Annotated in this window: 23 protein-coding genes and 1 pseudogene; 12 read left to right on the top strand and 12 right to left on the bottom strand. The window is 72.7% G+C overall.

Features of this window, described 5'->3' with window-relative positions:
- Positions 1 to 3: 3 nt before the first annotated feature.
- The 6 genes from radA to ACLBXP_RS15870 all read left to right on the top strand — a co-directional run bounded on the left by radA (position 4) and on the right by ACLBXP_RS15870 (position 6302).
- Positions 4 to 1443 carry a DNA repair protein RadA gene (gene radA / locus ACLBXP_RS15895; RefSeq protein ID WP_447668702.1) on the top strand — a complete coding sequence of 480 codons (1440 nt, stop codon included), beginning with the start codon at positions 4 to 6 and terminating at the stop codon, positions 1441 to 1443.
- 165 nt (positions 1444 to 1608) lie between these two features.
- Complete coding sequence (locus tag ACLBXP_RS15890; RefSeq protein ID WP_447668701.1) at positions 1609 to 2229, top strand: CvpA family protein; 621 nt, start codon at positions 1609 to 1611, stop codon at positions 2227 to 2229.
- A gap of 108 nt (positions 2230 to 2337) precedes the next feature.
- A complete protein-coding gene (gene purF / locus ACLBXP_RS15885) occupies positions 2338 to 3825 on the top strand; it encodes an amidophosphoribosyltransferase (protein WP_447668700.1) in 1488 nt (495 codons plus the stop codon).
- Positions 3826 to 3856: 31 nt separating this feature from the next.
- Positions 3857 to 4672 carry an SDR family NAD(P)-dependent oxidoreductase gene (locus ACLBXP_RS15880; RefSeq protein WP_447668699.1) on the top strand — a complete coding sequence of 272 codons (816 nt, stop codon included), beginning with the start codon at positions 3857 to 3859 and terminating at the stop codon, positions 4670 to 4672.
- A gap of 10 nt (positions 4673 to 4682) precedes the next feature.
- Positions 4683 to 5093, top strand: coding sequence for a dihydrofolate reductase (locus ACLBXP_RS15875; protein WP_447668698.1), 411 nt, complete (start codon positions 4683 to 4685; stop codon positions 5091 to 5093).
- 69 nt (positions 5094 to 5162) lie between these two features.
- Positions 5163 to 6302: a carboxylate-amine ligase gene (locus ACLBXP_RS15870; protein WP_447668697.1), complete on the top strand. Its 1140-nt coding sequence runs from the start codon at positions 5163 to 5165 to the stop codon at positions 6300 to 6302.
- 6 nt (positions 6303 to 6308) lie between these two features.
- Here ACLBXP_RS15870 and der read toward each other — a convergent pair whose 3' ends face one another.
- From der to ACLBXP_RS15855, 3 genes are all read right to left on the bottom strand, one after another.
- The gene (gene der, locus ACLBXP_RS15865; RefSeq protein ID WP_447668696.1) at positions 6309 to 7652 is read right to left on the bottom strand and encodes a ribosome biogenesis GTPase Der; all 1344 of its coding nucleotides are present in this window, start codon (positions 7650 to 7652) and stop codon (positions 6309 to 6311) included.
- A 97-nt stretch (positions 7653 to 7749) separates the two neighbouring features.
- Positions 7750 to 8460 carry a tetratricopeptide repeat protein gene (locus tag ACLBXP_RS15860; protein ID WP_447668695.1) on the bottom strand — a complete coding sequence of 237 codons (711 nt, stop codon included), beginning with the start codon at positions 8458 to 8460 and terminating at the stop codon, positions 7750 to 7752.
- A gap of 105 nt (positions 8461 to 8565) precedes the next feature.
- On the bottom strand, positions 8566 to 9171 hold the full coding sequence (locus ACLBXP_RS15855; protein WP_447668694.1) for an NnrU family protein: 606 nt from the start codon (positions 9169 to 9171) through the stop codon (positions 8566 to 8568).
- A 112-nt stretch (positions 9172 to 9283) separates the two neighbouring features.
- Between ACLBXP_RS15855 and ACLBXP_RS15850 the strand changes: the two genes are divergently transcribed.
- From ACLBXP_RS15850 to ACLBXP_RS15840, 3 genes and pseudogenes are all read left to right on the top strand, one after another.
- Positions 9284 to 10474, top strand: a complete 1191-nt coding sequence (locus ACLBXP_RS15850; RefSeq protein WP_447668693.1) for a hypothetical protein — start codon at positions 9284 to 9286, stop codon at positions 10472 to 10474.
- 74 nt (positions 10475 to 10548) lie between these two features.
- Positions 10549 to 10791 carry a type II toxin-antitoxin system Phd/YefM family antitoxin gene (locus ACLBXP_RS15845; protein ID WP_447668692.1) on the top strand — a complete coding sequence of 81 codons (243 nt, stop codon included), beginning with the start codon at positions 10549 to 10551 and terminating at the stop codon, positions 10789 to 10791.
- A pseudogene (locus ACLBXP_RS15840) lies at positions 10791 to 11216 on the top strand (type II toxin-antitoxin system VapC family toxin). Before ACLBXP_RS15845 ends, ACLBXP_RS15840 begins: the two are co-directional and overlap by 1 nt.
- Before the next feature lie 25 nt (positions 11217 to 11241).
- Here ACLBXP_RS15840 and guaA read toward each other — a convergent pair.
- Complete coding sequence (guaA, locus tag ACLBXP_RS15835) at positions 11242 to 12798, bottom strand: glutamine-hydrolyzing GMP synthase (RefSeq protein WP_447668691.1); 1557 nt, start codon at positions 12796 to 12798, stop codon at positions 11242 to 11244.
- A gap of 151 nt (positions 12799 to 12949) precedes the next feature.
- On the opposite strand from guaA, the gene ACLBXP_RS15830 reads away from it, so the two are divergent.
- A complete protein-coding gene (locus ACLBXP_RS15830) occupies positions 12950 to 13180 on the top strand; it encodes a hypothetical protein (protein ID WP_447668690.1) in 231 nt (76 codons plus the stop codon).
- A 324-nt stretch (positions 13181 to 13504) separates the two neighbouring features.
- Here the strand turns inward: ACLBXP_RS15830 and ACLBXP_RS15825 are convergent, their stop codons facing one another.
- Positions 13505 to 14788: an RsmB/NOP family class I SAM-dependent RNA methyltransferase gene (locus ACLBXP_RS15825; RefSeq protein ID WP_447668892.1), complete on the bottom strand. Its 1284-nt coding sequence runs from the start codon at positions 14786 to 14788 to the stop codon at positions 13505 to 13507.
- Positions 14789 to 14949: 161 nt separating this feature from the next.
- Between ACLBXP_RS15825 and ACLBXP_RS15820 the strand changes: the two genes are divergently transcribed.
- Positions 14950 to 15138 carry a hypothetical protein gene (locus ACLBXP_RS15820; RefSeq protein ID WP_447668689.1) on the top strand — a complete coding sequence of 63 codons (189 nt, stop codon included), beginning with the start codon at positions 14950 to 14952 and terminating at the stop codon, positions 15136 to 15138.
- 38 nt (positions 15139 to 15176) lie between these two features.
- Here ACLBXP_RS15820 and panE read toward each other — a convergent pair whose 3' ends face one another.
- From panE to ACLBXP_RS15800, 4 genes are all read right to left on the bottom strand, one after another.
- Positions 15177 to 16127: a 2-dehydropantoate 2-reductase gene (gene panE, locus ACLBXP_RS15815; RefSeq protein WP_447668688.1), complete on the bottom strand. Its 951-nt coding sequence runs from the start codon at positions 16125 to 16127 to the stop codon at positions 15177 to 15179.
- A 98-nt stretch (positions 16128 to 16225) separates the two neighbouring features.
- On the bottom strand, positions 16226 to 16648 hold the full coding sequence (locus tag ACLBXP_RS15810; RefSeq protein WP_447668687.1) for an MAPEG family protein: 423 nt from the start codon (positions 16646 to 16648) through the stop codon (positions 16226 to 16228).
- Positions 16649 to 16736: 88 nt separating this feature from the next.
- On the bottom strand, positions 16737 to 18230 hold the full coding sequence (guaB, locus tag ACLBXP_RS15805; RefSeq protein WP_447668686.1) for an IMP dehydrogenase: 1494 nt from the start codon (positions 18228 to 18230) through the stop codon (positions 16737 to 16739).
- A gap of 177 nt (positions 18231 to 18407) precedes the next feature.
- On the bottom strand, positions 18408 to 19313 hold the full coding sequence (locus ACLBXP_RS15800) for a DUF3313 domain-containing protein (protein WP_447668685.1): 906 nt from the start codon (positions 19311 to 19313) through the stop codon (positions 18408 to 18410).
- 225 nt (positions 19314 to 19538) lie between these two features.
- Between ACLBXP_RS15800 and ACLBXP_RS15795 the strand changes: the two genes are divergently transcribed.
- Positions 19539 to 20960, top strand: a complete 1422-nt coding sequence (locus tag ACLBXP_RS15795; protein WP_447668684.1) for an MFS transporter — start codon at positions 19539 to 19541, stop codon at positions 20958 to 20960.
- A gap of 36 nt (positions 20961 to 20996) precedes the next feature.
- Here the strand turns inward: ACLBXP_RS15795 and ACLBXP_RS15790 are convergent, their stop codons facing one another.
- The 3 genes from ACLBXP_RS15790 to ACLBXP_RS15780 all read right to left on the bottom strand — a co-directional run bounded on the left by ACLBXP_RS15790 (position 20997) and on the right by ACLBXP_RS15780 (position 23305).
- Complete coding sequence (locus tag ACLBXP_RS15790) at positions 20997 to 21431, bottom strand: tautomerase family protein (protein WP_447668683.1); 435 nt, start codon at positions 21429 to 21431, stop codon at positions 20997 to 20999.
- 98 nt (positions 21432 to 21529) lie between these two features.
- On the bottom strand, positions 21530 to 22057 hold the full coding sequence (locus ACLBXP_RS15785) for a DoxX family membrane protein (RefSeq protein ID WP_447668682.1): 528 nt from the start codon (positions 22055 to 22057) through the stop codon (positions 21530 to 21532).
- 81 nt (positions 22058 to 22138) lie between these two features.
- Complete coding sequence (locus tag ACLBXP_RS15780; RefSeq protein ID WP_447668891.1) at positions 22139 to 23305, bottom strand: multidrug effflux MFS transporter; 1167 nt, start codon at positions 23303 to 23305, stop codon at positions 22139 to 22141.
- Positions 23306 to 23518: the final 213 nt, after the last annotated feature.

Here is a 23518-nt window from a genome sequence, read left to right as displayed (position 1 = left end):
CCCATGGCCAAGATCCACCAGACCTTCGTGTGCCAGTCCTGCGGGGCGGTCTACAACCGCTGGCGTGGGCGCTGCGAGGCCTGCAACGGCTGGAACACGATCGTCGAGGAGATACCCGGCGGCTCCGGCCCGCAGGCGGGCCCGGTCTCGGCGCGCGCCTCCCGGGCGCGGGGCCGGGTCTTTCCCCTCGAAGGCCTCACCGGCGAGGCCAAGGAGGCGCCCCGCATCCCCTCGGGCATCGCCGAGCTCGACCGGGTCACGGGCGGGGGCTTCGTGCGAGGCTCCGTCATCCTGCTCGGCGGAGACCCCGGCATCGGCAAGTCGACCCTCCTGATGCAGGCCTCCGCCGCCATGGCGGGTACGGGCGAGCGCGTCGCCTACATCTCGGGCGAGGAGGCGGTGGGCCAGGTGCGCCTGCGGGCCGAGCGGCTCGGGCTGGCCGACCGCCCCGTGGAGCTCGCCGCCGAGACGAACGTCGAGGACATCGTGGAGACCCTCTCGCAGGGGCGGCCGCCGGCCCTGGCGATCATCGACTCGATCCAGACCATGTGGACCGAGACCGTCGAATCCGCCCCCGGCACGGTCACGCAGGTGCGCTCCTCGGCCCAGGCGCTGATCCGCTTCGCCAAGACCACCGGCACCGCCGTGATCCTCGTCGGGCACGTCACCAAGGACGGCCAGATCGCGGGGCCCCGGGTCGTCGAGCACATGGTCGACGCCGTCGCCTCCTTCGAGGGCGACCAGGGCCACCACTTCCGCATCCTGCGCGCGGTGAAGAACCGCTTCGGGCCGACCGACGAGATCGGCGTGTTCGAGATGACGGATGCGGGGCTCGCGGAGGTGCCGAACCCCTCCGCCCTGTTCCTGGCCGCCCGCGACCACGCGGCGCCCGGCACCGCGGTCTTCGCCGGCATGGAGGGCACGCGCCCGCTCCTCGTCGAGATCCAGGCGCTCGTCGCCCCTTCCTCCCTCGGGATGCCGCGGCGCGCCGTGGTCGGCTGGGACCCGAACCGCCTCTCCATGGTGCTGGCGGTGCTGGAGGCCCACGGCGGCATCCGCCTCGGCAGCCACGACGTCTACCTCAACGTGGCGGGGGGCCTGCGCATCACCGAGCCCGCCGCCGACCTCGCGGTCGCGGCCGCCCTCGTCTCGTCCCTGTCGGGATCGGTGCTGCCGACCGAATCCGTCTATTTCGGCGAGATCGGCCTCTCGGGCGCGATCCGGCCCGTCGCGCAGGCGACGGCGCGGCTCAAGGAGGCGGAGAAGCTCGGCTTCGCCCGGGCGCTGATGCCCCAGGGGCGGGGCGAGACCGGCGAGCGGGCGCTCGGCACCGAGTCCGTGCGCCACATCGCCGACCTCGTCTCCGGCATCGCGGCGGGCGGCACGCGCCGCGCCGGAGGCGGCCGGGGCCGGCCGGCGCCGCGCTACGAGGAGACCGACTAGGCGCCCGCGGGCGGGGGCCCGCGCATCCCCTTGCGGATCCGGTGAACCCGTGGCCGGAGCCAGGGTGACGGCCGAGGTTCGGCGCGGTATAACGCGCTCCCGAGTTCGGGGGAGGCGCAGGGTCCTGCGGGCCCTCGCGTTTCTCCCGGTGACCTGTCGATCGCGATGCCGTTCTCAGTCCTCGATCTCGTGGTGCTCGGCATCGTCGTGATCTCAGCCCTGCTGGCTGCCGTGCGCGGCGTGACCCGCGAGGTGCTGGCGATTATCGCCTGGGTCGCGGCGGCCGCCGTGGCGTGGTCGTTCTATCCGCTGCTGCTGCCCACCGTGAAGCAGCACGTGACGAGCGACACCGTGGCCCTCGTCGCCTCCATCGCGGCGATCTTCCTCGGCACGCTCATCGTCGTCTCGATCGTCACCGTGAAGCTGTCCGACGTGGTGCTCGATTCGCGCATCGGCGCCATCGACCGGTCCCTCGGCTTCCTGTTCGGCGCCGGCCGCGGCTTCCTGATCTGCGTGATCGGCTGGGTGTTCCTGTCCTGGCTCGTGCAGGGCAAGATGCCCGAATGGGCCGCCCAGGCCCACACCCGCCCGATGCTGGAGAAGTCCGGCGACGCGCTGGTGGCGCAGCTGCCCGAGAACCCCGAGGGCTTCCTCAAGCAGTTCAAGAAGCCGAAGGGCGAGACGCCCCCGAACGAGCCCGTGGACGCCCCGGCCGAGACCGACGCGCCCCAGCGCCGGAGCGATGCCGGGACGACGCCCCCAGCCCCGCCCGCGCGACGGCCCTGACCTGCACGGGACCCGGCTTGGTTGCGGCGGGCCGAGGGATTACATAGCGGGCTCTTGACGGTGCCGGGCTCTGAAGCGGGCGCCGGCAACGAGGGATCAGCACCAGCCATGTCAGACCGCTCCGCGCCCGCCCGCCACGCCGACGGCGTCGACGGGCTCGATCGCGATGGCGACACGCTGCGCGAGGAGTGCGGCGTCTTCGGCATCTTCGGCCACCCGGACGCCGCGGCGGTCGTGGCCCTCGGCCTCCACGCCCTGCAGCACCGCGGCCAGGAGGCCGCCGGCATCGTGGCCTTCGACGGCACGGTGTTCCACTCGGAGCGCCGGCCGGGCCTCGTCGGCGATTCCTTCTCGGACCGGGCCACCATCGAGCGTCTGCGGGGCCGCTCGGCCATCGGCCACGTGCGCTACTCCACCACCGGCGGCACCATCCTGCGCAACGTCCAGCCGCTCTTCGCGGAGCTCGCCGGCGGCGGCCTCGCGGTGGCCCACAACGGCAACCTGACGAACGCGCTCTCGATCCGCCGGGACCTCGTGCGCGACGGGGCGATCACCCAGTCGACCTCCGACACGGAGGTGATCCTCCACCTCGCCGCGCGCTCGCGCAAACCCCGCATCATCGAGCGCTTCATCGACGCCCTGCAGGCCATCGAGGGCGCCTACGCGATCGTCGCGCTCACCAACAAGAAGCTGATCGGCGCCCGCGACCCCCTCGGCATCCGGCCGCTGGTGCTGGGCGAGCTCGACGGCCGCTACATCCTGGCGTCGGAGACCTGCGCCCTCGACATCATCGGCGCGCGCTTCGTGCGCGACATCGAGAACGGCGAGATCGTGGTGATCTCGGAGGACGGCATCGAGTCGATCCGCTTCGCGGAGCGCCAGCCGATGCGGCCGTGCATCTTCGAGTACATCTATTTCGCCCGGCCGGATTCCGTCGTGAACGGCAAGAGCGTCTATGCCGTGCGCAAGAACATCGGCCACGAGCTCGCCCGCGAGACCGCGGTGGATGCCGACGTGGTGGTGCCGGTGCCGGATTCCGGCGTGCCCGCCGCCCTCGGCTACGCCCAGGAGACCGGGCTGCCCTTCGAGATGGGCATCATCCGCAACCACTATGTGGGCCGCACCTTCATCCAGCCGACCCAGTCGGTGCGCGAGCTCGGCGTGCGCATGAAGCACTCGGCCAACCGCGCGGCGATCGAGGGCAAGCGCATCGTCCTCGTGGACGACAGCCTGGTGCGCGGCACCACCTCGGTGAAGATCGTGCGCATGATGCGCGAGGCCGGCGCCGCCGAGGTGCACTTCCGCATCGCCTCGCCGCCGATCACCTATCCGGACTTCTACGGCATCGACACGCCGGAGCGGGAGAAGCTCCTCGCCGCCACCCACGACCTCGCGGCGATGCGCGCCTATATCGGCGCGGATTCCCTGGCCTTCCTGTCGATCCCCGGCCTCTACCGGGCGATGGGCGAGGCGGAGCGCAACGCCGCCTGCCCGCAATACACCGACCATTGCTTCACCGGCGACTACCCGACCGCGCTCTCCGACCTCGCCATCGCGGGCGAGCGGCGCCTCGCGCTCCTCGCCGAAGCCGACTGACCGGCGACCGAAGACAACCGACCGAGGTTCCATGGCAGACCAGTCCGGCGCGGCCCCAGGGGGCCACGACACGGCCCCGGAGGGCCGCGAAACGGCCCCGCAGGGCGGCGACGCACCGTTGAAGGGGCGCATCGCCGTCGTCACCGGCGCCTCGCGGGGCATCGGCCGGGCGGCCGCCCTGGCGCTCGCCGGCGCCGGCGCGCACATCGTGGCCGTGGCGCGCACGCAAGGGGCGCTGGAGGAGCTCGACGACGCGATCCGCGAGCGCGGCGGCGCCGCGACCCTCGTGCCCCTCGACCTTACGGACTACGACGGGATCGACCGCCTCGGCGCGGCGATCAACGAGCGCTGGAAGCGCCTCGACATCCTGGTGGGCAATGCCGGCATCCTCGGCAACCTCATGCCCATTGGCCACATCACGCCGAAGACCTGGGCGCAGGTGATGGACGTCAACGTCACCGCGAACTGGCGGCTGATCCGCTCGCTCGACCCGCTGCTGCGGATGTCGGACGCGGGCCGCGCCATCTTCGTGACGTCGGGCGCCGCCACCAAGTGCCGGGCCTACTGGGGCCCCTACGCGGTCTCCAAGGCCGCCCTCGACGCGCTGGTGCGCACCTACGCGGCCGAGAACGCGACCACGGCCGTGCGCGCCATGCTGCTCAACCCCGGTCCGCTGCGCACCGCCATGCGCCACGCCGCGATGCCCGGCGAGGACCCCGACACCCTGAAAACCCCGGACGACCTCGCCCCGCACTTCGTGCGGCTCGCGAGCCCCGCCTGGGACGAGTCGGGCAAGATCTACGACTTCCCGAGCGACCGGGTGCTGACCCCGCAGATGCCGGCCTGAGGACCGCCCCATGATCGATGTCCGCTGCATCTGCGCCATCGGCCAGCGCGGCCAGCTCGGCCTCGACGGTCACCTGCCCTGGGAGGGCAACACGGACCCGCTCTTCGTGGAGGACGTGACGCGCTTCTTCGCGCTGACCATGGGGCACGTGCTGATCGCGGGGCCGAAGACGGTGGCCTCAGTGCCGGCCTTCGCGTTCGAGGACCGCACCATCGACGTGATCCGCTCGCACGAGGACCCCGAGGCGGTGCTCGCCCGCTACCCCGGCCGCCGCATCTTCGTGGGCGGCGGCATCGCGGTCTGGAACGTCTACGCGCGCTACATCCAGCACTGGGACATCACCCGCCTGCCCTACGACGGCGAGGCGGACCGCTGGTTCGATCCCGCCTGGCTGGTCGGCGGAGCCCTGCGGGCGCCCTGACGCAGGCCCCGGGAGCCCTCCCCGCCCGCGCGCCGCCCTATATGCCACCCCCACCCGCAGGGAGGCAGGATGCACGCGCACAGCTACCGATTCGGCATCGAGGAGGAATACTTCCTGGCCGATGCCGAGACCCGCGGGACGCCGCGCCGGTCCGTCAAGCCGTTCCACGTCGCGGCGGCGGAGGCGGTGCCGGAGGTCGGGCGCGAGCTGCTGCAGTGCCAGATCGAGGTCTGCACGCCGCCGGTCATCGATGTCGGGCACGCCCGCGCGACCCTCAAGGACCAGCGCGCCACCCTCGCGGCGCTCGCCCGCGAGCACGGCCTCCTGGTCTTCGCCGCCGGCACGCACCCGGTGGCGGACTGGGCGCGCCAGCTTCCCACCAAGGGCGACCGCTACCGGGGCATCCTGAAGGATGTCGGCCTCGTCGGCCGGCGCAGCCTGATCTGCGGCATGCACGTCCACGTGGAGGTGCCGGACCCGGCGGCGCGGGTCGGGCTGATGAACCGCCTGCTGCCGTTCCAGCCGCTGCTGCTCGCCCTTTCGGCCTCCTCGCCGTTCTGGCAGGGCAAGCCGACCGGCCTCGCGGCCTACCGGCTCAGCGCCTTCGGGGAGCTTCCGCGCACCGGCCTGCCGGAACTCTTCCCCGACAACGCCGCCTACGAGCGCTACGTCCGCATCATGACCCGGGCCGGCTCGATCCAGGACGCGAGCTTCCTGTGGTGGTCGCTGCGCCCCTCGATCAAGTTCCCGACGCTCGAGCTGCGCATCGCCGATTCCTGCACCCGGCTCGAGGACGCGCTCGCCATCGCGGCCCTGTTCCGCTGCCTCGTGCGCCGGGTGGTGCGGGAGCCCGCGCTCAACGCTGATCTCGACGGCGTCTCGCGGGCGCTCGCCGGCGAGAACCTGTGGCGGGCCCAGCGCGGCGGGACCGGGGCCGAGCTGATCGACGAGGCCGGCGAGGCGGCGCTGCCCTTCGCCGAGGCCCTCGACGCCCTGCTCGCCCTGATCGCCGAGGACGCTGAGGCCCTCGGCTGCACCCGGGAGGTGGCACGCGCCCGCGCGATCGTCACGGAGGGCACCAGCGCCGACCGGCAGCTCGCGGCCTACGAGGGCGCGCGCGAGGGCGGATCCAGCAACCGCAAGGCCATCGACGCGGTGGTGGACTGGCTCGCCCGGACCTCGGCGGACGGGGCGGACCCCGGGGCCTGAGCCCCCTCAGCCCTTGTCGAACGGGTTCGTGGACGTGCGCAGCGAGAGGCGGATCGGCGTGCCCGGCAGGTCGAAGGCCTCGCGCAGGCCGTTGACGAGGTAGCGCGTATAGGATCTCGGCAGGGCGTTGAGCTGGTTCCCGAACAGCGCGAAGTGCGGCGGGCGGCTCTTCACCTGGGTGGCGTAGCGGATTTTGATGCGCCGGCCCGAGACCGCGGGCGGCGGGTTGCGGCTCAGCGCCTCCGACAGCCAGTCGTTGATCCGCGAGGTTGAGACGCGACGATCCCAGACCTCGGCGGCGCCCGTCACCGCCTGCATCAGCCGGTCGATGCCGTCGCCCGCGAGCCCCGAGAGCGGGACCACCGCCACGCCGCGCACCTGCGGCAACAGGCGGGTGCAATCCTCGCGCAGCGTCTTCAGGAGGCCCGGCTGGTCGGCCACGAGGTCCCACTTGTTCAGGCCGATCACCACGGCGCGCCCCTCGCTCTCCACGAGGTCGACGATGGTCAGGTCCTGCTTCTCGAACGGGATCGTGGCGTCGAGGAGCACCACCACCACCTCGGCGAAGCGCACCGCCCGCAGCCCGTCCGAGACGGCGAGCTTCTCGAGCTTGTCGTCGATGCGGGCACGCCGGCGCATCCCGGCGGTGTCGTGCAGCTTGATCCGGCGCCCGCGCCACTCCCAGTCGAGGGAGATCGAGTCCCGGGTGATGCCGGCCTCGGGGCCGACGAGCAGGCGCTCCTGCCCGAGCATCCGGTTGATCAGCGTCGACTTGCCGGCGTTCGGGCGGCCGACGATCGCGACCTTGAGGGCGCGGCCGGCGGGGTTCTCCGCATCCTCGTCCTCGTCCTGCTCGGGCAGCGCGCTCGTGAGCGCGTCGTGCAGTTCGCCGAGGCCCTCGCCGTGCTCGGCGGAGAAGGGGATCGGGTCGCCGAGCCCGAGCCCGAAGGCCTCGTATGCGCCGCTGAGCCCGGCGCCGCCCTCCGCCTTGTTGGCGATCAGGATGACGGGGCAGCCGGCCTTGCGCACCATCTCGGCGAAGGGGCGGTCGGCGGGCAGCAGGCCCGCGCGGGCGTCGATGACGAACAGCACGACGTCGGCCTCGAGGATCGCGGCCTCGGTCTGCGCGCGCATGCGCCCGAGGAGCGTCTCGGAATCGGCCTCCTCCAGCCCCGCCGTGTCGATGATGCGGAAGCGCAGGCCGCCGAACTGGACGTCGCCCTCGCGCCGGTCGCGGGTCACGCCAGGGCGGTCGTCCACGAGGGCGAGCTTCTTGCCCACCAGCCGGTTGAACAGGGTCGATTTGCCGACGTTCGGGCGGCCGACGATCGCGACGGTCGGCATATCCATGGTTGCGGTCTCGTTCGTCCTGGGCGGGGCCCGTCCGGAGGCCCCGCGACTGCGCGGCCTCTCGGACCGCGGCGGCGTCGGGCCGGGCGCCCGTGTCTCAGCGGGTGATCGGCGGGGGCGGCGCGGCGGGCTCGGGCTTGGCCTCCGTCACCGTCACGGGGCCGCCGGCCACCAGGGCCGCGTAGACCTCGATGCGCTGGCGCAGGCCCTGCGGCGTCTCCGGGTCGGCCAGGATCTGGTCGAACCAGCGGCCCGCCTCATCGAACTGGCCGCGGCGCAGAGCGGCGAGGCCGAGCATCTCGCGGGCGGTGTGGCGGAACGCGCCGGAGGCGGCGAGGCCCTGCAGGCTGCTCAGCGCGGGGGCGGGGTCGGGCAGGTCCATGCGGATCAGCGCGGCGCGCAGGCGCGCGAGGTCGCGCAGGCCGTCGCCGATGCCCGTCTCCGCGGCGATCTTGTCGAGGGCGGCGGCGCCCGCCGCGGGGTCGCGCTTGGCGGTCTCGGTGGCCGCGCGGAACTGCGCGAGGAGGCGGTAGCCCGCCGGTCCCTGGCTCTCCAGCTCGTCGAAGGCCTTGTCGGCCTCCTCGGCCTTGCCGTCGCGGGCGAGCCGGTTGGCCGCGTCGAACCGCACGGAAGCGGATTCGGCGGCGGCGCGCTGCGCGCTCTGCCAGTAGCGGTAGCCGCCGACGCCCGCGACGACCAGCACCGCGAGGGCGATGATCACGCCGCTGTAGCGGCGCCAGATCTGCGCCACCTGATCCCGACGATAGTCCTCGTTGACCTCGCGGAAGAATTCGTTGTTCTCGGCCATCGTGCCTCAGGCCGGCCATGCCCGGCCGCCTCGCGAAAGAGTTTTGTGAGGCCCGCGCCTAGCACAGACCTTCGCGAATGGCGACAGGCCGGGGCGCTGGCGTGCTCAGGCCATCCCGGGCCAGGCGTAGACGCCGATCACCGGGTAGTGGAGGTAGCGGCCGAACACGAACCAGGCGACGACGCCGATCGCCACCGCGAGGGCGTCGTTGCGCCAGCCGGCGGGGGCGGCCTGGCCGCCGTGCTGGCTCGCCACCTGTCCGGCCGTGAGCGCCCGGCGCTTGGCGCTGATGCGGGCGAGGACGGCCCAGGCCAGGAAGCCGCCGAACAGCAGGATCGAGCCGAGGTCGCCGTTGGCGAGGAGGTGGGCGGTCGCCCAGATCTTCACGGCGAGCAGCATCGGGTGCTTGGCCCGGGCGCGGATGTGGCCCGGCAGGTAGGTCGCCGCCAGGGAGATGAAGGCGAACAGAGTCAGGAGCACGGCGAGGTGGCGCGTGAAGACCGGCGGATTCCAGACCTGGATGTAGCCCTCCGCCCGGTACTGGTGGAAGCCGACGCCGATCAGCACGAGCCCCAGCACCGAGAGCAGGGTGTAGCCGAGCTTGAACCGCCCCTCCCCGACGCGGCCGATCAACTCGGCGCGGGGGCCCCGCGCCATCGAGAAGGCGTGGGTGCCAAGGAACAGCACGAGCCCGAGGATCAGGATCAGCATGCGGGGCTTTCGCGAGGGTTGAGCTGTGGAGGAACGGCCGCCCGCGGCCGCGGGGCAAGCACCTTGTAACGGTTCTGAACCGAATCTGGCGCGGTTTGTCCAGGCTCGGTCGATGATCCGTCCCCTCCCCAGCGCGCTCGCCGCCCTCCTCGCCCTCGGTGTCCCGGCGGTCGCGGGCCCGCGGCAGTCCGCCCCCGCGTCGCCGCCCCTGTCGAGCCTCACCGTGGTCGGCCCGCCGGTCCTGGTGTTCAAGGCCGGGCGGGATGCCTGCGACGGCGCCGACGTGCCCGACGCGCCGGCCCGCGCCTTCCGCGAGCCCTCCGGGGCCGTCGCCCTGTTCGGGATGCACTACCGCAACCGCGCGCTGCGGGGCCCGGACCTCGAGCACCTGAGGCTCGACTGCCGGGTTGTGCTCGAATCCGGCGAGAAGGCGGACCCCGCCCTCTACGACGACCGCTCCTGGATCACCGCGACCTGGACCGACGACGGCGTCGCCGTCGCAGCGATCCTGCACCACGAGTACCAGGCGAACGAGCATCCGGGCCGCTGCCGCTCGACGGTCTACATGGAGTGCTGGTTCAACGCGCTGACGGCCGCCGCCTCCCGCAACGGGGGCCGCAGCTTCGCGCGGAGCACGCCGCCCGCCGTGGTGGCGGCCGCGCCCTTCCGGCAGGAGGTGGACCAGGGCCGCCACCGGGGCTTCTTCAACCCCTCGAACATCGTCGGCGACGGGCGCTGGCGCTACTTCCTAGCCTCGACCACGGGCTGGTCCCGCGGCGGCGCCGAGCAGGAGGCCGGCCTCTGCCTGTTCCGCTCCGAACAGCCGGCCGACCCCGGCCGCTGGCGGGCCTGGACGGGCGCGGGCTTCACGGCGGCCTTCCCGGACCCCTACGGGCGGCTGCCGCGCCCGGCCGATTCCTGCACGCCGGTCGGCCCGTTCCCGGGGCCGGTGGGCGCCGTGGTGCGCCACCGCGGCAGCGGCGCCTACCTCGCGGTCTACATGGCCAAGGCGGATGCCGAGCACCCGCGCTCCGGCTTCTACTGGACGAGCTCGCGCGACCTCCTCGCCTGGGACAAGCCCCGCCTGCTCCTGGAGGGCCGCACGCTCTACGACGACCCGTGCGGGGCGGACGGGCTGATCGCCTACCCCTCGCTCCTCGACCCGGAGGCGCAGGGGCGCAACTTCGACGATGCGGGCGACCGCGCGCTCCTGACCTACGCGACGCTGAAGGTCGAGGGCTGCACCATCACCTCGGACCGCGACCTCGTGCGCCGGCCGGTGGCGATCCGGGTTTGGCCGTGAGGGTGGTAGCGCCGGGAGGGTGCCGGCCTGCTGGGCCGACGCTATAAAGCAAGGGCGATCGTCGGGAGCACGAGATGGATGCGTTCAGCCTCGCCGAAGCCAAGGCGCGCCTCGGCGAACTCGTGAAGCGCGTGGAGGCCGGCGACACGGTTGCGATCACGCGGGACGGAGAGCCCGTCGCGCAGCTCGTCGCCCCGCAGAAGCCGCGCAGGCGAATCGAGCGCGACACGCTCCGCAACCTGACGGCGGAGCAGCCGCTCCAGGTGCAGGGTGCGGCGGACCTGGTCCGGTCGATGCGGGACGGCGATCGTTTCTGATGCTCTACCTCGACACGTCGCTGATCGTGGCGGCGCTCACGAACGAAGGCGCGACGACGTCGGTGCAGGACTGGTTGGTCGAGCAGGATCCGAACGAGCTCCTGATCAGCGACTGGACGCTGACCGAGTTCTCGTCTGCCCTGGCGCTCAAGCTCCGTACGGGTCACGCTTCGCTGGAGCAGCGCGCAGCGATCCTCGGCCTGTTCAGCCAGCTCGTGGCCGAGAGCTTCACCGTCCTCCCGGTGACCAGCGAGCATTTCCGGGTGGCAGCTCGGTTCGTGGATCACCACACCCTCGGGCTGCGCTCAGGCGACGCTCTGCATCTCGCCGTCGCATCCGGGAAGGGCGCGACGGTCTGATCGCTCGATCAGAGACTCGCCGGCGCCGGCCCGACCCTCGGCATCACGACACGGCTGCTGGCCTGACCCGCCGACCCCGGGATGGCGGACCTCACTCCCACTCGATCGTCCCGGGCGGCTTCGAGGTGATGTCGTAGGTCACCCGGTTGATGCCCTTCACCTCGTTGATGATGCGCGTCGCGACGCGGCCCAGGAAGGCCATGTCGAAGGGGTAGAAGTCGGCCGTCATGCCGTCGACCGAGGTGACGGCGCGGAGCGCGCAGACGTGGTCGTAGGTGCGGCCGTCGCCCATCACGCCCACGGTCTTCACGGGCAGGATCACCGCGAAGGCCTGCCAGATCGTGTCGTAGAGCCCGGCCTTCCGGATCTCCTCCAGGTAGATCGCGTCGGCCTTGCGCAGCGCGTCGAGCTTCTCCGTCGTGATCGTGCCGGGGCAGCGGATGGCGAGGCCCGGGCCCGGGAAGGGGTGGCGGCCCACGAAGGCGTCGGGCAGGCCGAGCTCGCGCCCGAGCACCCGGACCTCGTCCTTGAACAGCTCGCGCAGGGGCTCCACGAGCTGCATGTTCATGCGCTCGGGCAGGCCGCCCACGTTGTGGTGGCTCTTGATGGTGACGGACGGGCCGCCCGTGAACGACACGCTCTCGATGACGTCCGGGTAGAGGGTACCCTGGGCGAGGAAGGCCGCCCCGCCGATCTTCTTCGATTCGGCCTCGAACACGTCGATGAACAGCCGCCCGATCGTCTTGCGCTTCACCTCGGGGTCGCTGACGCCCTCCAGCGCCGACAGGAACGGGCCCTGCGCCTCCACGTGGACGAGGGGGATGTTGTAGTGATCGCGAAAGAGCCGGACCACCTCCTCGGCCTCCCCGGCGCGCAGCAGGCCGTGGTCGACGAAGACGCAGGTGAGCTGCTCGCCGATCGCCTCGTGGATCAGCACCGCCGCGACCGCCGAATCGACGCCCCCCGACAGCCCGCAGATCACCCGCTCCCGGCCGACCTGCGCCCGGATCCTGGCGATCGCCTCCTCGCGGTAGGCGCCCATGGTCCAGTCGCCCGAGCAGCCGGCGATGTCGCGCACAAAGTTGCGGATCAGCAGGGCGCCGTGGGGCGTGTGCGCCACCTCGGGGTGGAACTGCACGGCGTAGAAGTTGCGCGCCTCGTCCGCCACCGCCGCGAAGGGGGCGTTGCGGGAGATTGCCACCGTGGTGAAGCCGTCCGGCAGCTTCGTCACCCGGTCGCCGTGGCTCATCCAGACGGGATAGTGCTCGCCGACGTGCCAGACGCCCCGGAAGAGCGGGCAGTCGGCGAGGATCTCGATCTCGGCGCGGCCGAACTCGGCGTGGTGGCCGCCCTCGACCTCGCCGCCGAGCTGCGCCGCCATGGTCTGCTGCCCGTAGCAGATGCCGAACACCGGCACGCCGGCCTCGAACACCACCTGCGGCGCCCGGGGCGAGGCTTCCGTCGTCACCGATTCGGGGCCGCCCGAGAGGATCACGCCCTTCGGGCGGGTCTCGGCGAAGGCCTCCGCCGCCTTCGTGAAGGGCACGATCTCGCAGTAGACCCCCTCCTCGCGCACGCGCCGCGCGATGAGCTGGGTCACCTGGCTGCCGAAATCGACGATGAGGATCTTGTCGTGGTCGGTGGTCATGATCAGCGCTTAGACGAGCGCCCCTGGCCGTGCAACGCGCGTGCCCCGCGCGCAACGCGGGCCGCCGACGACGGGGGTGGAACGGTTGGCCGGGGGCGGCGTTCCCTGGGCCCCTCAACCACTCCGATCAACGGACAAGGACGCTCACGGAATGAGAGCAACACTCTTCGGTCTCGCGACGATCGCCGGTCTCGCCCTCACCGCGCCGGCCTCGGCCCTGCCCGGCCCCGGCGGCCCCCTGGTGGCGCCCGCGGCCCCCATCGCGCAGGCCCGGGTGGTCGAACGCCGGATCGTGCGCGGACCGCGCTGCACGACAGTGGTGACGAAGCGCCGGGGCCCGATGGGCCGCACCGTCATCGTGCGCAAGCGCCGCTGCTTCTAAGGCGCCGCCTCGGCGGTCGCGGGCCCGGCTCGCCGCCGGGCCCCTCCGTCCCAGGCCCTCACCGCCCAGCCCCTCACCGCCCAGGCCCTCACCGCCGTCATTCCGGGGCCGCGCAGCGGAGCCCGGAATCCAGAGCCGCCGACAATGCCTCGTCCTGCCACCTCGGCGGGTCTGGATCCCGGGTTCGCCTCAAGCGCCCCGGGATGACGGGGGTGGGGGGCGGGGGCGGACAGACACCGACGTCATTCTAAGTCCGCGCAGCCGGGCCCGGAATCCAGAGACACCACAGCCACAGGATCGGGCAGCGTCGGCATGCCGCCTGCCTCAGCCGCGTCGCTCCAGCGTCGCGACGTAGAAGCCGTCGGTTCCGGTGAGCGCCGGGCTCATCTGGATGCCGTGCTGCGTCGCGCGGACGAGGCCCGCGAGGTCGGGCTCGGTGGTCGGCACCACCGCGAAGCCGGGCCCGGCCCGCTGCAGCAGGCCCGCCACCGCGCCGTCGTTCTCCTCGGGCAGCAGCGAGCAGGTGATGTAGCTGATCCGGCCACCGGGGCGCACGAGGCGGGCCGCCCGGTCCAGCACGGTCGACTGCTCGGCGATCCGCGCCGCGAGGCTCCCGGGCCGCAGGCGCCACTTGTCGTCGGGGTTCCGCCGCCAGGTCCCGGCCCCGGTGCAGGGCGCGTCGACCACCACGCGGTCCACCGTGCCGTCGAGGTCCTCCAGGACGTCGGCGCGGGCCCGGCCGCCGCGCGGCGTGCGCACCTCCGCCTCGGCGCTTGCCCGCCGCAGGCGCTCGTGGATCGGCGCGAGGCGGCGCGGGTCGCCGTCCGTGGCGATCAGCCGGGCCCCGTTGCGCGTCTGGGCGGCCATCGCGAGGGTCTTGCCGCCGCCGCCCGCGCAGAGATCCACGATCGTCTCCCCCGCCCGCACGCCGGTCAGCAGGCTCGCGAGCTGCGAGCCCTCGTCCTGGATCTCGTACCAGCCCTCCAGGAACTCCGGCTCCACGTGCAGCGCCGGCCCGCGCCCGTCGGCGCCGATCGGGATGCGCAGGCCCTGCGGCGCGTGCGGCGTCGGCTCGGCCCGGAGGTGCCCGAGGGCGCCGAGCGCCGCGTCCCGGTCCTTGCGAAGCGCGTTGATCCGGATGTCGAGGGGCGCCCGGCGGGCGAGCGCCTTCAATTCCCCCAGCAGCGCGTCGCCGAAGGCGGGCTCGAGGGCGGGCAGCAGCCAGGCGGGGACGTCGCCCGCCACGTCGAGGGGGGCGTCGGCGAGGCTGCCGGCCTCGATCGCCGCGCGCTCGGCCTCCGACAACGGCTCCGGCGCGAAGCGCTCGCCCGTGAACAGCTCCGCGATGCTCTTGCCCGCGAGGCCCTGCTGCAGGCGCAGGGAGCCGATCAGCACCGCCCGCGGGCTGTCGGCGCCCATGATCCAGGCCGCCGACGCCCGCCGGCGCAGGGCGTCGTAGACGAGGCTCGCGATGGCGGCCCGGTCGCCCGAGCCGGCGAACCGGTGGGCGAGGCCCCAGTCCTTGAGGGCGTCGGCGGCCGGGCGGCGGCGCCCGGCGATGTCGGCGAGGACCTCGATGGCGGCGGTGCAGCGGGCGGCGGGGGTCAGGGCGCTCTCCGGGATTCGATTAACGATGCCGCGATATGGCCACGCTTCCTGCGCGGACCGGTCACAATACGGCCGAGCTTCGGGCCGGATCGAACCGCAGAACCCTATGGCACCGGCTTCGTCAACGTGCGAGCGCCGCGAACCGTCCGAGGACGCAACCCATGTCGACCCTGCTCCGTCCCACGCCCGTCATCCACCTCGCCACCGCCGCCCTGCTGACGCTCGCCGTGGCCGCCTGCTCGACGGCGCCGGCCGCGCCCGACCTGACGCCCCCGCCGCGCCGCCCCGTCGACGCCAAGACGCAGCTCGAATACGGCAACCCGCCGCCGCCCCCGCCGGCCCGCTACTGAGCGGCCGCGCTCAGGCCGTCTCCCGTGCCCGGCGGCGCTCAGGCCGTTTCCCGCGCCCGGCGGCGCTCATGGGCCTTGAGGTGCGCGTAGGCCAGGTCGAGGCCCGGCCGCGCGGCCTCGGGGGCCAGCGCCCTGCCCCGGGCGATCAGGTCCCCGACGATGTGGTCCGCCTCGATCCGGCCGCCGCCCTCGATGTCGCGCAGCATCGAGGCGGTGATCGGCGCGCCCTCGGCCGTGAGCATGGCCAGGGCCTGGGCGGCGACCTTTTCGCGGGGCGCGAAGCCCGCCGCGGCGGCGACCCCGCAGCACTCGGCGTAGAGCCCCTCGATCAGCGCCCGCCCGCCGGGCGCGCCGACGATGTCGCCGACCGCAGCCCGCATCAGGCAGGTCGAGGCCGCCAGCGTCGCGAGGAAGACCCACTTCTCCCACATCTCCTGCAGGATCCGCTCGCTGCGCTTGGGCTGGAAGCGGGCCTCCCCCATCAGGGCCTCGATCGCGTCGAGGCGCGGGGACCGGGCGCCGTCGCGCTCGCCGTAGGTCAGCGTGCAGAACTCGCTCATGTGGCGGATCGCGCCGCCGGCCCCGAGCGTCGCCACGATGGCGCAGGAGCCGCCGAGGACCCGCTCGGGCCCGAAGGCCGCATCGAGCGCATCGAGATGGGCCATGCCGTTGAGGATCGGCAGCACGGTGGTGCCCGCGCCGACCGCCGGCGCGACGTCCGCCAGGGCACCGTCGAGGTCGTAGGCCTTGCAGGAGAGGAGAACGAGGTCGAAGGCGCCGCCCTCGCCCCCCGCGAGCCGCTCGGCCGTCAGGGTCCTGGGCTCCGCGAGGTGGAGGTCCCCCAGCGGGCTCTCGACCCGCAGGCCCTCGCCGGCGAGGCGCTCCGCCCGGGCCGGCCGGACCAGGAAGGTGACGTCGCGCCCGGCCTCGGCGAGCCGCGCCCCGTAATAGCCGCCGGTCGCCCCGGCCCCCACGACGAGCACCCGCATCCGCCTGTCTCCCTGATCCTCAGCGCCGCGCATCTACCGGACACGGCGCCGGACAGTCCATGGACAGTCCGCCGGATTCCCGCCGGACAGTGCCGCCCTCAGGAGGCCAGGAGGATCCGGGCGGCGAAGATCAGCCACATCAGCCCGAGCACCGCGACGCCGGCCATGTAGGCGCGAAACCGCGTCGGCACGTGGTTCGAGGTGGCGAAGACGTAGGCGTGCACCGCCCGCGACAGGACGAAAACCCACGACAGGACCACGAAGATCAGGTCCGCCTTCCGCGTCAGGAGCGCCAGCGGCACCAGGGCGAAGAAGAGAACCGGCATCTCGAACTGGTTCGAGAAGGCATTCGCCGCTGCCTGCACCTGCGGCGGCCAGTTGCGCTCGCCGAGGGCGATCGCGCCGATCCGCACCCGCCCGGCCCCGACCTCCGCGAAGCGTCGGCGCCCCATCACCACGAGGAGCACGAAGACGAGGAGCACCTGCGCGAAGACGGGTGCCAGCACGGCCTGGACAGACATGGACTGTTTTTTCGCTCCTCAGCCGCGCCTCGGCGCGGCGCCATAGCCCCAGGCCGACCCGCGCGTGAGCACGAACCGCTCCGCCTGCTCAGGTGCGCGAAGGATAGTTCGGGCTCTCGCGGGTGATCGTCACGTCGTGGACGTGGCTTTCGCGCAGGCCCGCATTGGTGATGCGGATGAACTGCGCCCGCTCCTGGAAATCGGGCACCGTGGCGGCGCCGACGTAGCCCATGGCGGCGCGAAGCCCCCCGGCGAGCTGGTGCAGCACGGCCGCCACCGGCCCCTTGTAGGGCACCTGCCCCTCGATGCCCTCGGGCACGAGCTTGTGGGTGTCGCTGACCTCGGCCTGGAAGTAGCGGTCTGCCGAGCCCCGCGCCATGGCCCCAACCGAGCCCATGCCGCGGTACGACTTGTAGGAGCGGCCCTGGTAGAGAAACACCTCGCCGGGCGCCTCGTCGGTGCCGGCGAGGAGCGAGCCGAGCATCGCCACCGAGGCGCCGGCCGCGATCGCCTTCGCGAGATCGCCCGAGTACTTGATGCCGCCGTCGGCGATCACCGGAACGTCGGCGTCGTAAGCGGCCTCGACGGCCTCCATCAACGCGGTGAGCTGGGGCACGCCAACGCCCGCGACGATGCGGGTGGTGCAGATCGAGCCAGGGCCGATGCCGACCTTGATGGCGTCCGCGCCGGCGTCGATCAGCGCCTGTGCGCCCTCGCGGGTCGCGACGTTGCCGGCCACCACCTGCACGGCGTTCGAGAGCTGCTTCACCCGGCGCACGCTCTCCAGCACCTTGATGGAGTGACCGTGGGCGGTGTCGACCACGATCACGTCGCAGCCGGCGTCGATCAGGCGCTCGGCCCGCTCGAAGCCGCCGTCGCCCGTGGTCGTCGCGGCGGCGACGCGCAGGCGCCCCTGCTCGTCCTTGACGGCGTTCGGGTAGGCGACGCGCTTCTCGATGTCCTTGACGGTGATGAGGCCGATGCAGCGGTAGTGGTCGTCGACGACGAGCAGCTTCTCGATGCGGAACTGGTGCAGCAGGCGCTTGGCCTCGTCCTGGGTCACGCCCTCGCGCACGGTGATGAGGCGGTCCCGCGTCATCAGCTCGGCGACCGGCTGGCCGGCATTCGTCGCGAAGCGCACGTCGCGGTTCGTCAGGATGCCGACGAGCTTGCCCCGCGAGCCGTTCGGGCCGCGCTCCACCACGGGAATCCCCGAGATCCGGTTCGCCTTCATCACCTCGAAGGCGTCGGCAAGCGTCTCGTCGGGATGGATGGTGATGGGGTTCAGCACCATGCCGGACTCGTACTTCTTGACGAGGCGGACCTGCTCGGCCTGCTCCGGCGGCTCGAGGTTGCGGTGGATGACGCCCATGCCCCCGTTCTGCGCCATGGCGATGGCCATCGGGGCCTCCGTCACGGTGTCCATCGCGGAGGCGAGGATCGGCAGGTTGAGGTGGATCGACCGGGTCAGCCGCGTCGCCACGCTCACGTCGGTCGGCATCACCGAGGAGGCGGCGGGCCGCAGCAGAACATCATCGAAGGTCAGGCCCTCGATGATGGAATCGGTGGTGATGCGGGCCATGTGCCAACTTCCTTGGGGGCGGGGAAGCCCCGGGAAAAGGGCTTGCCGCGTGAGCGGGTTGGCACGGGCCGATACCACGGGGGTCGCCCGCACGCAAAGCGAAGGCGGGGCGTCGGCCGGGTTTTCCCCGCAGGTCCGCCCTGCGCCGGGCGCCGGGGAGCCCTGCGGGCGCTCAGGTCACCCGCGGGGCGCGGGCCGCGGGGGCGGGGCGACGGCGGCGCCCTTGTCGCCGAATTCCGGCGGCAGGCCGATATAGTCGCCCAGGATGCCGTCGATGCCGGGCGCCCGGCCGAAGGCCTCGCAATCCGGGTCGAGGGGCGCCTCGCCGAGCACCGTTATGCGCAGGCGGTCGTAGGTCGGCAGCGTCAGCGGCGCCTTGAAGGGGTCGCGCCCGGTGGCGAGGTAGAACCCGAAGTCCTGCCCGAACTCGCCGGCGAGGTCGTAGGCGTCGCTGATCGGCGAGAAGCGCGGCTGGCTCGTGAAGGAGTTCGCGGCGCCGCCCCAGATCATCGCGGCACGCTGCTCGCGGCGCCGGTCGAGCGCCTCGGCCTCCACCGTCAGGCTGCCGAGACCGATCGGCACGCGGGGGACGGGCACGCGGCCGACCGCGTCCGCGAAGCCGACGCCGAGCTGCGCGGCGATGGTGATCGCCGCCGATGCCCCGATGGTCGCGCCGGCGCCGGGAAGGCCCGTCAGCTCGACGTGGGTGATGGCGGAGCGCACCGTCAGGTCGGCCTCGCGGCCGGAGACGACGTCGTAGCGCAGCGACAGCTCGTAGCACATGGCCCGATCCGCGGCATTCGCCACGAGCTTGCGCTGGGCCGCCGTGATGCCTGGACCCGAGACGGCCTCGGGGAAGGTGGTCGGGATGATGCGCACCGTGCGGGTGCGGGCCAGCGCGGCCTGGTCGGCGTAGAGCCGGGCCTCGGTGGTGGCTTCGTCGCTGGTCTGGAGGCGGTCGTAGCGGCTCAGCACGCCGGTCTGGTTGAGGACGACGGTTCCGCAGGCCGCGACGCTCAGGCAGATGGCGAGGGCGGCAGCGCGTCGGGGCAGTGAGCGGAAGTGGTCCGGCCGAAGGCGCATGCTGTCACTTTCACGCGGTCTGACATCGAGCGCGGCCGAGCGGCACGCCGGCGAAGCCGAGCGCGCGGCAGGCCGCGGCGTTGCGGCAAGCTTAAGGGTTCGGCCCGGTACCCGGATAGTGACCTGAGGGGCGAGCGCAGCCGTTCGTTTCTGCCTGTGTCCGGCGCGACACGGCGGCGAGGGGCGCGTTGCAACCGCGGCAGCCCTCGCGGCTTTGGGTGAACCATGCGCTCCTCTCGAATCGTCCCCCTCGTCGTCGCCACCGCGCTCTTCATGGAGAACACCGACGCCACGGTGATCGCCACCGCCCTGCCGGCCATCGCGAAAAGCCTCGGCGAGGATCCGATCGCCCTCAAGCTCGCCCTGACCGCCTACCTCGTCAGCCTCGCGATCTTCATTCCGATCAGCGGCTGGATGGCCGACCGCTACGGAGCGCGCACCGTGTTCCGGGCGGCGCTCGGGGTGTTCATGCTGGGCTCGCTCGCCTGCGCGGCCTCGAGCGGGCTGGCGGGCTTCGTGGCCGCGCGCTTCCTCCAGGGGCTCGGCGGCGCGATGATGGTGCCCGTGGGGCGCCTCGTGATCCTGCGCAGCGTCCCGAAGGCGGAGCTCGTCACGGCGCTGGCCTACCTGACGATCCCGGCCCTCATCGGCCCGATCCTGGGGCCGCCGCTCGGCGGCCTCATCACCACCTGGCTCGACTGGCGCTGGATCTTCCTCATCAACATCCCGATCGGGCTCGTCGGCATCGCGCTGGCCACGGCCTACTTCGAGGATATCCGCGAGCCCGAGCGGCCGCCCCTCGACGTGCCGGGCTTCCTGCTCCTCGGGCTCGGCCTCGCGAGCCTGATGCTCGGCCTCGCCTCGATGGGACGGCACCTGCTGCCGGACTGGCTGTCCTGGTCGTGCCTCGGCGCCGGCGTCCTGCTCCTGCCAGTCTACTTCCTGCACGCGCGCAGGGTGGAGCACCCGGTCCTGCGGCTCGACCTGTTACGCTACCCCACCTTCCGGGCGGCGGTCATCGGCGGCAGCTTCTTCCGGATCGGGACGGGCGCGATCCCTTTCCTGCTGCCCCTGATGCTCCAGGTGGGCTTCGGCCTCGATCCGCTGCACTCGGGCCTGATCACCTTCGCGGCAGCGGCCGGGGCGATGTTCGTGAAGGTCGTGGGCCCTCGCATCCTGCGCACCTTCGGGTTCCGCCCCGTGATGGTGACGAACGCCGTGCTGGCCTCGCTCTTCCTCGCGGTGAACGGCCTGTTCACGGCGCAGACGCCGCACTGGCTCATCGTCGGCCTGCTGTTTCTCGGCGGCTGCCTGCGCTCGGTGCAGTTCACCTGCGTCAACGCCATCGCCTACGCCGACATCGAATCCCGCGACATGAGCGCCGGGACCAGCCTCGCGAGCGTCGCGCAGCAGCTCTCCCTCAGCCTCGGCGTCACCCTCGGAGCCCTGTCGCTCGAAGCGGCCGCGGCCGCGCACGGGCGAAGCGCCATCGCGGCCGTCGATTTCGGCCCGGCCTTCCTGGTGGTGGCGCTGATCTCGGCCCTCTCGCTCATCGCGTTCCTGCGCCTCGCGCCCGACGCGGGCGCCGAGGTGTCGGGCAAGCGCGTCGCGGCCGCGGGGCCGGCGTCGGCGCCCGGGCGGAACTGACCCGCAGCTCCGAGGACACGGCGCGAGGCTTGTACGTCAGGCCGAATGGACGAGTTTCTCCCGCAGCCAGCCGGGCAGCGACGCGAGCCATTGCTCCTCGCCACCGGGCTCGGGGAGCACGTTGCCGAACTCCAGGACGCCCTGCGCGGGGATGTCCGAGATGTAGACCCACACGTCCTGCTCGGAGATGGCGAGGATCTCGCTCGTCTCCCGCATGATGCGCCGGAGCATCCGGGCCTTCTGCTCGTTCGTCCGCCCGGCCCGGATGTCGGCCCGCACCCAGACGTGATCGCGGGAAGCCGGCTCGCCCCCGATGAAGATCGCGCCGGGCTCGACCTGCTGGAAAATCACCTGCACGAAGTAGCGTGGGGCGGTGGCCTCCACGTGGTGGATCGCCGTGACGCTCTCGACGATCCGTGCGCGCTGCTCGGGCGTGAGGGCTTTCGCGGTGGAGAATGCATAGGTCGGCACGGGCGGGCTCCCCTCGCGCCTGAAGCGCGGCGGGGATCTTAGAGCCGGCCTGCCCGGGTCCGCCAGTGGCGCTGCCGGGTGGTGGTGCTCGCCCCTCGTCAGGCCGCCGCGCGGGCCGGACGGCCGGGGGCGGATCGTTTGCGCGGCGCAGCGGCCTTCGCTGGCGCCTTCGCCGGCGATTTGCTGCCGCGCGGGGCATCCTGTGCGGCGCCCGGCAGGGCGCGGCGCCAACCCTGCCAGCTCCAGGCGCCCGGGCCGGCGAGCGCGTGAATCAGGTAGCCGCCAGCTAGGCCGAGATCGGCGAGGAACAGGGTGCGCTCGGAGAGCGCGGCCGCGGCGCCGAACTGCCAGAAGGGGTGCAGCAGCCCCGCCATCACCGCCGCGAAGGCCGCGAGCGCGATGCCGGTGATCCGCGGCATCACGCCGAGGATCACGGCGAGGGGGCCGAACACCTGCACGACGACGGCGGCCGTCGCGACCGCGTTCGGGGCCGGCACACCCGCGCCGGCGAGCGTGAGGGCGAAGCCCGAGACGTTGAGGGCCCGGGCGATGCCGGTGGGCAGCAGCGCGGCGGCGAGGAGCAGGCGCGAGGCGAGGAAGAGGCCATCCTGGGCGCGGGCGATCACGCGGGGTCTCCGGGTTGCGAGCTCGATCGGTCCGCAACCCTCGCCCGCAGCCCTGAAGAGCCCGTTAAGGCTGCCGAGTCCTCAACCGGAAACGCCGCCGCGGAACAGCCGTCCGCGCTCCGTCCAGGCGACGACCGCGAGCGATGCACCGCCGAGCGCGGCGTAGCCCCAGGCGATCGGCAGCGTCGTCCCGTCGAACGCGTGCCCGATCAGGAAGCCGCAGAGTGCGCCGAGGATCGTCGTGTAGCAGCCGAGGAAGGATGAGGCAGTACCCGCGATGGCGCCGAGCGGCTGGAGCGCCAGGGCGTTGAAGTTCGGCATCGCGAAGCTGATCAGGAACTGGTTGAGCGCCAGGATGCCGAGGAACACGGCGAGCGGCGGATGCCCGTGATAGTGCAGCCCGACGCCGACCTGGACCAGCGCCACCGCCACGAAGGCGCTGAGCCCCGCGTGCGAGAGCGGGCGCATGCCGAGGCGGCGCACCACGCGGGCATTGACGAGGGTCGCGGCGCCCATGGCGCCGGCCACGAGCCCGAAGGCCAGGGGGAACAGCGTGCCGAGGCGGTAGAGACCGGTGTCGAAGACCTGCTGCGCCGAACCGACGTAGCCCATGATGCACCCGGTGAGGAGCCCGAGGGCGGTGGCGTAGCCGAGGGCGACGCGGCACCGCAGGGTGGTCATGAGGGCGCGGCCCACCGAAGGCAGGGAGAGCGGTCGGCGATACTCGGGGTGCAGGGTCTCGGGCATCCGCGCGCCGAACCACGCGACGACGATGCCGGCGAGCGCCAGCATCGAGACGAACACGTACTGCCAGGAGCCCAGCGCCAGCATGGCACCGCCGATCGCGGGCGCGATCATCGGAACGATCAGGAACACCATCATGATGAGCGACATGACGCTCGCCATCTCGCGCCCCGCGAACCGGTCGCGCACGATCGCCGTCGAGAGCACGCGCCCGCCCGCCGCGCCCAGCCCCTGGATGACGCGGGCGGCAAGCAGCCAGCCGAACGACGGCGCGACCATCGCGAGGCCGCAGCCCAGCACGTAGATCGCGAGGCTGCCGAGCAGGACAGGGCGGCGCCCCAGCGCGTCCGAGATCGGGCCGTAGACGATCTGCGCGAGGCCGAAGCCGATCATGTAGACGTAGACGAGGAGCTGGAGGCTGTTCGCGTCGGCTACCCCGAACCGGGCCTGGATGACCGGGAAGGCGGGGAGCAGGTTGTCGATCGAGATCGCGGTGACCGCCATCATCAGCGCGACGATGGCCACGAACTCCGTGAAGCGCGGGCCCGTCCAGGGCACGGGCGCGGCTGGGGCGACGGCGTCCTCGCGGACGGGTTGGCCCTCGGGCGGGTTGGGCCGGAGCGGAGCGGTCACGGATGGCATCCTCGACGCGGGTCGGGCGGGCGTTCCGGGCTCTTCCGCGCCGTTCGCGGCGGCGGTGTGACGGCCGCCGGTGGG

It is taken from the genome of Methylobacterium sp. A54F, assembly GCF_053346035.1.
Note: the sequence above shows the minus strand (reverse complement) of the source record. Positions and strands in the feature narration are given on the sequence as shown.

Excerpts from the sequence above, each read along its gene's own strand:
- radA (WP_447668702.1), top strand. The coding sequence starts at position 4 with ATGGCCAAGATCCACCAGACCTTCGTGTGCCAGTCCTGCGGGGCGGTC.
- ACLBXP_RS15890 (WP_447668701.1), top strand. The coding sequence starts at position 1,609 with ATGCCGTTCTCAGTCCTCGATCTCGTGGTGCTCGGCATCGTCGTGATC.
- purF (WP_447668700.1), top strand. The coding sequence starts at position 2,338 with ATGTCAGACCGCTCCGCGCCCGCCCGCCACGCCGACGGCGTCGACGGG.
- ACLBXP_RS15880 (WP_447668699.1), top strand. The coding sequence starts at position 3,857 with ATGGCAGACCAGTCCGGCGCGGCCCCAGGGGGCCACGACACGGCCCCG.
- ACLBXP_RS15875 (WP_447668698.1), top strand. The coding sequence starts at position 4,683 with ATGATCGATGTCCGCTGCATCTGCGCCATCGGCCAGCGCGGCCAGCTC.
- ACLBXP_RS15870 (WP_447668697.1), top strand. The coding sequence starts at position 5,163 with ATGCACGCGCACAGCTACCGATTCGGCATCGAGGAGGAATACTTCCTG.
- der (WP_447668696.1), bottom strand. The coding sequence starts at position 7,652 with ATGGATATGCCGACCGTCGCGATCGTCGGCCGCCCGAACGTCGGCAAA.
- ACLBXP_RS15860 (WP_447668695.1), bottom strand. The coding sequence starts at position 8,460 with ATGGCCGAGAACAACGAATTCTTCCGCGAGGTCAACGAGGACTATCGT.
- ACLBXP_RS15855 (WP_447668694.1), bottom strand. The coding sequence starts at position 9,171 with ATGCTGATCCTGATCCTCGGGCTCGTGCTGTTCCTTGGCACCCACGCC.
- ACLBXP_RS15850 (WP_447668693.1), top strand. The coding sequence starts at position 9,284 with ATGATCCGTCCCCTCCCCAGCGCGCTCGCCGCCCTCCTCGCCCTCGGT.
- ACLBXP_RS15845 (WP_447668692.1), top strand. The coding sequence starts at position 10,549 with ATGGATGCGTTCAGCCTCGCCGAAGCCAAGGCGCGCCTCGGCGAACTC.
- guaA (WP_447668691.1), bottom strand. The coding sequence starts at position 12,798 with ATGACCACCGACCACGACAAGATCCTCATCGTCGATTTCGGCAGCCAG.
- ACLBXP_RS15830 (WP_447668690.1), top strand. The coding sequence starts at position 12,950 with ATGAGAGCAACACTCTTCGGTCTCGCGACGATCGCCGGTCTCGCCCTC.
- ACLBXP_RS15820 (WP_447668689.1), top strand. The coding sequence starts at position 14,950 with ATGTCGACCCTGCTCCGTCCCACGCCCGTCATCCACCTCGCCACCGCC.
- panE (WP_447668688.1), bottom strand. The coding sequence starts at position 16,127 with ATGCGGGTGCTCGTCGTGGGGGCCGGGGCGACCGGCGGCTATTACGGG.
- ACLBXP_RS15810 (WP_447668687.1), bottom strand. The coding sequence starts at position 16,648 with ATGTCTGTCCAGGCCGTGCTGGCACCCGTCTTCGCGCAGGTGCTCCTC.
- guaB (WP_447668686.1), bottom strand. The coding sequence starts at position 18,230 with ATGGCCCGCATCACCACCGATTCCATCATCGAGGGCCTGACCTTCGAT.
- ACLBXP_RS15800 (WP_447668685.1), bottom strand. The coding sequence starts at position 19,313 with ATGCGCCTTCGGCCGGACCACTTCCGCTCACTGCCCCGACGCGCTGCC.
- ACLBXP_RS15795 (WP_447668684.1), top strand. The coding sequence starts at position 19,539 with ATGCGCTCCTCTCGAATCGTCCCCCTCGTCGTCGCCACCGCGCTCTTC.
- ACLBXP_RS15780 (WP_447668891.1), bottom strand. The coding sequence starts at position 23,305 with ATGGCGGTCACCGCGATCTCGATCGACAACCTGCTCCCCGCCTTCCCG.